The sequence below is a fragment of the uncultured Streptococcus sp. genome, from assembly GCF_915066115.1.
Classification (GTDB): domain Bacteria; phylum Bacillota; class Bacilli; order Lactobacillales; family Streptococcaceae; genus Streptococcus.
In genome coordinates this window covers 1-6,855 of the sequence record NZ_CAJZDT010000101.1, presented here as the reverse complement: position 1 = coordinate 6,855, position 6,855 = coordinate 1, and the positions used below count along the sequence as shown (strand labels likewise).

General features: G+C 36.4%; 7 protein-coding genes and 1 pseudogene. 5 read left to right on the top strand and 3 right to left on the bottom strand.

The window, feature by feature from the left end; genetic code table 11:
* The 3 genes and pseudogenes from QZ565_RS07190 to QZ565_RS07180 form a co-directional block, all read left to right on the top strand.
* On the top strand, positions 1-760 hold a 760-nt coding region (locus QZ565_RS07190), incomplete at its 5' end, for a bifunctional riboflavin kinase/FAD synthetase (protein WP_295527556.1).
* 417 nt (positions 761-1,177) lie between these two features.
* Positions 1,178-1,381 carry an AbrB family transcriptional regulator gene (locus QZ565_RS07185; RefSeq protein ID WP_295527554.1) on the top strand — a complete coding sequence of 68 codons (204 nt, stop codon included), beginning with the start codon at positions 1,178-1,180 and terminating at the stop codon, positions 1,379-1,381.
* A gap of 23 nt (positions 1,382-1,404) precedes the next feature.
* A pseudogene (locus QZ565_RS07180) lies at positions 1,405-1,791 on the top strand (type II toxin-antitoxin system death-on-curing family toxin).
* 90 nt (positions 1,792-1,881) lie between these two features.
* Here QZ565_RS07180 and QZ565_RS07175 read toward each other — a convergent pair.
* From QZ565_RS07175 to QZ565_RS07165, 3 genes are read right to left on the bottom strand one after another with little or no spacing between them, the layout of a single operon-like run.
* Positions 1,882-2,697, bottom strand: a complete 816-nt coding sequence (locus QZ565_RS07175) for a TIGR03943 family protein (protein ID WP_261042785.1) — start codon at positions 2,695-2,697, stop codon at positions 1,882-1,884.
* Positions 2,694-3,599 (bottom strand): permease, encoded by a 906-nt coding sequence (locus QZ565_RS07170; protein ID WP_295527550.1) that lies wholly within the window; start codon positions 3,597-3,599, stop codon positions 2,694-2,696. The genes QZ565_RS07175 and QZ565_RS07170 overlap by 4 nt, the downstream gene beginning before the upstream one ends.
* Positions 3,600-3,731 carry an SPJ_0845 family protein gene (locus QZ565_RS07165; protein WP_000268685.1) on the bottom strand — a complete coding sequence of 44 codons (132 nt, stop codon included), beginning with the start codon at positions 3,729-3,731 and terminating at the stop codon, positions 3,600-3,602. It abuts the gene before it with no gap.
* Positions 3,732-4,747: 1,016 nt separating this feature from the next.
* Between QZ565_RS07165 and QZ565_RS07160 the strand changes: the two genes are divergently transcribed.
* Together QZ565_RS07160 and QZ565_RS07155 are read left to right on the top strand one after the other, a co-directional pair.
* Positions 4,748-6,487, top strand: coding sequence for a site-specific DNA-methyltransferase (locus QZ565_RS07160; RefSeq protein ID WP_295527538.1), 1,740 nt, complete (start codon positions 4,748-4,750; stop codon positions 6,485-6,487).
* 3 nt (positions 6,488-6,490) lie between these two features.
* On the top strand, positions 6,491-6,855 hold a 365-nt coding region (locus QZ565_RS07155; protein WP_295527535.1), incomplete at its 3' end, for a DEAD/DEAH box helicase family protein.

Below are 6,855 nucleotides of genomic sequence, written 5' to 3'. Positions count from 1 at the left end.
GTCAGAGTCGCCAAAAACTGCCTTACCACCTTATCAACCTGAGCTCATGCTTCACATCGTCAATCACGAGGAACGGGAGCACAAGATGAAATGGCATGGAGTAGAGGCTCTTTTCTTACTTGACTTTAGTAGTAAATTTGCTAGTTTAACGGGACAAGAGTTCTTTGATACCTATGTTAGAGCATTAAAACCAGCGATTATTGTAGCGGGATTTGATTACACGTTTGGTTCTGATAAGAAAACTGCGGATGATTTGAAGGATTATTTTGATGGAGAAATCATCATTGTTCCTCCTGTTGAGGATGAAAAGGGGAAAATTAGTTCTACTCGTATTCGTCAAGCTATTCTTGATGGAGATGTCAGGGAAGCTGGTCATTTACTTGGCACTCCTCTACCGTCACGTGGAATGGTTGTTCATGGCAATGCACGTGGACGGACTATCGGTTACCCAACAGCAAACTTAGTTTTAAGAGATCGAACCTATATGCCAGCTGATGGTGTTTACGTAGTCGATATTGAAGTGCAGCGTAAAAGATATCGTGGAATGGCGAGTGTCGGGAAAAATGTTACTTTCGATGGAGAAGAGCCACGTTTTGAAGTCAATATTTTTGATTTTTCAGATGACATTTACGGTGAAACAGTTATTGTCTACTGGCTAGATCGTGTCCGTGAAATGGTCAAATTTGACTCTGTTGAAGAACTGGTAGATCAACTCCAGAAGGATGAAGAAATTGCTCGGAATTGGAAGGATGCTGAGTAGAATGTTTAAAAAGTGAACCATATTTTGTGTTTGCTTTTTTTATTTTTGAAAGAAATTCTTATAGATATAAACCTAATTGAAGCTTTGTTCGAAATCTGTTAAAATAGGGATATTAATAACTTTAAAAAATAAAGAAAAGAGATTATATGATTACAGGTGAATTAAAAAATAAAATTGATCAGTTGTGGGAAATGCTTTGGACTGAAGGTAATGCAAATCCTCTAACAAATATTTAATATATGACATAAAGAGCAAAATCATAATTGACAATTCAAAAATCTCTGGAAGAATTAGAAACCTTGAAAAAATCACTTATGCAAAAGTATTTTGGTTAAGATTTGATATGAGATAGCAGTTTTACACTATCATTGTAATTACCGTACTTATTTGTTACAATACTTCAAAGGAGGAAATCATATGGCAGCAAAAACAAGAAAACAAGGACATTCAATTATCATTACGATTCCCAGTGAATTCAATATTCCAAGTGACGAAATTATCTTTATTCCCGAAGAGTCTGGACATCAGATTTCTTATGTTTCTGATGATGCCTTTGATTTAAAACTGGATACAATTTTTGATGAATACGATGAAGTTTTCAAAGCTTTGGTGGAAAAATGATAGTATATTTAACGGAAGAGTAAATTGAAAAAATCAATACTTTAGTAATTCAACGGTATTCTCCAAATAAGCAAATTTAAACAGTTAGTCCTTCAGCGTTAAATATGATTGTGAACTTACCAGAACAATTTGTTTTTAGTAAACCTTTTTATCCAACAATTTTTGATAATGCAACAATATTATTTGTCTGATTGATAAAGAAGTATGTTTTTGCCAATGCCAATAAGCGAACAGCCTTTTATGTTTTGGTTCAATTTTTACAATTAAATGGTTATTACTTTTCTTTTTCTGCGGAAGAAGCTGTTGATATGTGTGTGACTATAGTGATAGGAGCTTTGACTGATGAAAAAATGATAAGCTATTCTAAATGGGTTTCTCAACATTTTATTAGAGAAAAAATTAAAAAATAAGCTAGTATGTTGGATTGAAATGAGCATAAGAAAAAAATGAAGAGACAATATTAGAATTCTGTAATGCAGAAACTCTGATATTGTCTCTTTTTAAAACACGCGATACACATAGGGATTCTCTGGTTTATCGACTTTGGTAAAGCTTTCGATTTCCAAGGTTGGGAGGTTTTGTTTGAGTTCTTTATGGTAGTGATTGACCAGTTTTCCTTTGGCTGTTATCCAGGTGTTGTTCTCATACTGACGGGTATTTCCCTTGGTCAGTAATCCATAGACACCTGAATCCGCGATACAGTGAATAATGCCGAAGCGGAACAGAAATTGGCTATTGGCATGACTGGGGTCATTATAGACAAAGCCAGTGAACTGGACTGTCTTACCCTCAAACTCATCTGGATAGTCGTAGATAGCTTCCATGACTTCCATATAGTTTTCATTCGTAATCTGAATGCTATCTTGGGACAAGTATTTATCCGCCGCAGTTCGCATTTCCTTTTCATAGGCTGATTTTGAAAAATAAGAACTGGTATCTGGTTTCAAATATTGGCTTGTCGTTCCTTCACTTGTCTGAATGGCTTGATCCGTTCCTTCCGATAAGGGAAAATGATAGCCTTTGGCAGAAACGGTCTGAGAATCCAAGCTAACAGTTGGAAAAGTTAAGCCGACGACAATAGGAATAGCCAGAAGAGCAACACTAGTAACCTTCGCTAATCGGCTGTTCAGATGACTATGGGTTTTGACTTGCTTCATCCAAATATACAGTTGAACAATTGCCAAAATAAAGGAAAGCACCATGGAAATATAGGCCAGATAGGAATAGTGCATGTTGATGTACTGGTTTAATTTGCCCGACAGATGGAGATAAATGGTCAATTCAAAATAGCCAGCTAAAACTAAAAATCGAATCATAGGATGACTCCAATCAAGAGAGAATAGACTAAGACAACGAGTGTCACAATCGTAATGAAGTGACTGATAAATCGTGCTTTCAAGTAATTTTTCATCATGAGAATATTTTTGATATCCAGCATTGGGCCAATCACCAGAAAGGCCATAACTGGTGCCAATCCGAAACTCGAGAGAAGAGAAGCCCCGATAAAGGCATCCGCCTCACTACAGAGCGACAGAAGAAAGGCCAAAAGCATCAAGAGCAGGATGGCAAAAATAGGTGTTGCACTGATAGTGGTCAGAATCCGAGTTGGAACGTAGACCTGTATAACAGAGGCAAAGAGACAGCCAAATACCAAATAACGTCCCGTATCAAAAAACTCATCAATGGCTTGCACAAAGACCTGAAAAACTTTTTTTGCAGGACTCAAATGAGAAAAATCGTGCTCATGACAGGCCAAACGATTTTCTTTTTGAATCGGTTCTCGCCAGAAAAATCCCAGAAAAATTCCAAGTATCACAGCTACAAGAATGGAACCCAGAGCTCGTAACAGGGCGACATGGAAGGAGTTGCCAAAGGCAGAATAGGTCGCAAAGAGAACAATGGGATTGATGACAGGTGCTGTTACGAGAAAGGGAACGGCCGTGTAACTGGGGACCTTCTTTTCCAGAAAACGATTGATAATGGGGACAATTCCACATTCACAAGAGGGAAAAAGAATCCCGACAAAGGTCCCAAAAAAGATTCTCCCCCAACGATTTCGAGGGAGAAAATGATAAACCTTTTCAGGTGTGATATAAACCTCAATCAGCCCTGAGACAATACTTCCTATCAGAACGAAAGGGAGGGCTTCAATGATAATGGAGAGAAAAATGGCTCCAGTCTGAAGCACACTAGAAGGGAGTTGTTGGAAAGCAGTCATCTAGTTTTTCTTTTCTGCTTTAGCTTTTTTCTCTTTATCATCAGGGAAAGTAACTTGCTTCAAATCAGGGAGTTTAGCAAACTCTTCAAACATCTTGTCCAAGTCGTCTCGTTTTGTAAATTTTACAGCCATAGGCATACCTCGATTCTAAATTCTACCTCTATTATACTATTATTTTTGGGAAAAGGGATTATTTTGATAATCAAAGATGTAAAAAAGGGTAGGACGAAACAAGGGCTGTTCCTTATGGTATAATATCAATACCTCTGATACTTTCTTTGAGCAATTAGACAAACTTTTGTTCAGCAACATACCCATTTGCTGAATGATTTCTACTGTGGTGTTAATTTCATAAACTTCAGTGTGTTTGATGAACTACTCAAAACTTATTACCGCTAAATCAATAACGCTGTTTTAACGGTTAGATTGTTAATAAACACTGGTAAGTTGATTGCTGGTAGGTATCCCACAACTTCGGTGCAGCCCCATTCTGGAATCGATACCCAAAAGTTTTGTTGGTTGATTTTATTGCCAAGTTTGATTAATTCTGTTTAACGTTATAGTCGTTCATAATTTCTTTATTAATTAATTTGTTAATACTCGAGAAGGATTAGTCTGTTTGTTAAGGAAGCCCAGCTTTTTTTATGTAAAATTTACAGTCTGGAAATAAATTTCCAAATTCGAATTGAAAAAGTATCTTGAGGAGAAAAATCTGATATATGGGCAGACAATGGTGTTGTAGAGTGTGAATTAGGCTATAAGGTTGATTGCTACCTTCAAAGATTTTACTTCATCTGAATATTCAAGAAGACAAGTGTATCTTAGGAATTTTATCGTTACTCGAATCATGAAACATCTCAAAGTTTTTCTCATCAACTTGCTTCCAATCTAACTTAAAATTATTAAAAGGAGATAGCTTGCTTCTATCTCTAGTTTTTTGAAGAAATTGGGAGTCGGTAAGTAAAAAGAAGATTGTGAGAACCGACTCAAGATATGCTATAATAGAATCAGAAAAATTTGAAAAGTCCGAAGGGTACCCTTCCTTTATTATATTCATAATAAAGGAAGGGTACCCTTCCTTTATTATATTCATAATAAAGGAATCCTATCAGTCCTTCGCTAAATTATAACTGAAAGGTAAACTTTATATGAAACAAGAACTGGAACAGCTTCTGGCACAAAATGGCACCTTTATGGTGGAAGGCGCACTCAATAAAAATAAACTGGCAGAATTAGCACGACAGTATAATCCTGAACTCCTCAGTCTCTTGATGAGTGATGAAAAAATCTCTAATCACTTCTTTTCTAAGCTGGAGACAGGTATTCTCGTCTTTAAGAAGGATGTCTTTTTACAGTTTCTCAACAACAAGGAGTTCTTACCAGATAGCTTTACCGCGTATAAAACTAAAATTGGGTTAGCTACAGGTGAGAAGTATCTGTCTGAAAACAATGATGTTGTATTGAGCTTTCCATACAAAGATTGCATACTTGAGGGTGGACAGACTAAGGACGATGCTAAACGTCAAGAGATTTTCTTTAACGAAACGCTTGCTCCAACGGAAATTAATCGTTTACTGGATGATAAGGTATTGACAAACTTTAAACGCTATGACGAAACTGGCGAGCATAACGTGGAAGAGATAAAAGATACTGATAATCTTATCATCAAAGGGAATAATCTTATCGTTCTGCATAGTTTGAAAAAACGCTTTGCAGGGAAAATTGATGTTATTTATATAGATCCACCCTTCAACACGGGTGGGGATAGCTTCAAGTATAATGATAGCTTTAACCACTCTACCTGGCTAACCTTTATGAAAAATCGCTTAAATATTGCAAGGGAGTTGCTTTCGCCGACAGGAAATATTTTCATTCACATAGATATCAATGAATCGCATTATTTAAAAGTTCTCTGTGATGAAATTTTTAAAAAAGAAAATTTTGTAGAGGAAATAATTTGGTCATACGGCTCAGCATCTGGTGGTAGAGCAAAAGGAGCTAAGCCTGTAAATATTCACGATTATATTTTACATTACGCAAAATCTTACAACAATCGTAAACAGTATAAGGTTTATACGGAATATGATGAAAAATACATAAAAGACTGGTTTAAATTTGATGATGGTGATGGTAGAATTTATCGTCGTAGGCATAGAGGAGTTGATGAGAATGGTGAAGCAATTTGGGAGAAACAATATTTAGACTCATCAAAGGGAGTGCCATTGACTACTGTGTGGAAGGATATTCCTCAAATATATGCAAATCCCCAAGCATATAAGGAGTCGAATCGTGCTACATCGGAAATTGAATTTGATTTTGACAATTCCGGTCAAAAACCTGAGAAACTTCTGAAACGTATTTTAGAGATGTGTTCGTCTGATGGAGATATAATTCTTGATTTCTTTATGGGATCTGGGACTACATTAGCAACTGCATTAAAAACCAACAGGCAATTTATAGGTGTTGAGCAGATGGAAAGTCAGATAGAAATTACAAAAAATAGATTAAATGCTGCAATAAAAGGGAAAATATCCGGTATAAGTTCTGAGTTGAATTGGACTGGTGGTGGAAGTTTTGTCTATGCTGAATTGAAAAACGATGCTCAAGACTTCAAAAATGCCATTATCCAAGCGATAACGACAGAAGAATTATTAGAACTGTTTGAGCTTGCGAAAAAATCTTCCTTCTTATCTTATCGCATTGACCCTAAAAAACTGAAAGCAAATGAATTCGAAAAGCTTTCATTAGCAGAACAAAAGCAAATCCTATCTGAGATTATTGATAATAACAATCTCTACGTGAATTACTCAGATATTGACGATATTGATTACGGGATTTCCGCTAAAGATAAAGAGCTCAATCACGCTTTCTACGGGAAGGAAAAGTAAGTCATGACTTTTATTTACGAAACTTATGATACGGTTAGTCGGTCTGGCTTTAAGGACTTTCGAGCGGATTTGCCAGATTACATTACTAAAAACCTGAAACACTCTTTGCGTCCTTATCAAGAGGAAGCGATTGGACGCTATTTATACTATAAATCAGATGAAAATCGTGCGATTCCAGAGCAAGTCCTCTACAATATGGCGACTGGTTCTGGGAAGACGCTTTTGATGGCGGCGGTTATCTTGGAAAAGTACCAGCAAGGTGAGCGAAACTTCATCTTCTTTGTCAATAACGATAATATTCTTACCAAAACCAAGGATAATTTTTTAGAGAGCTCTTCTGGTCAGTACCTCTTTGCGGAAAAGATTGT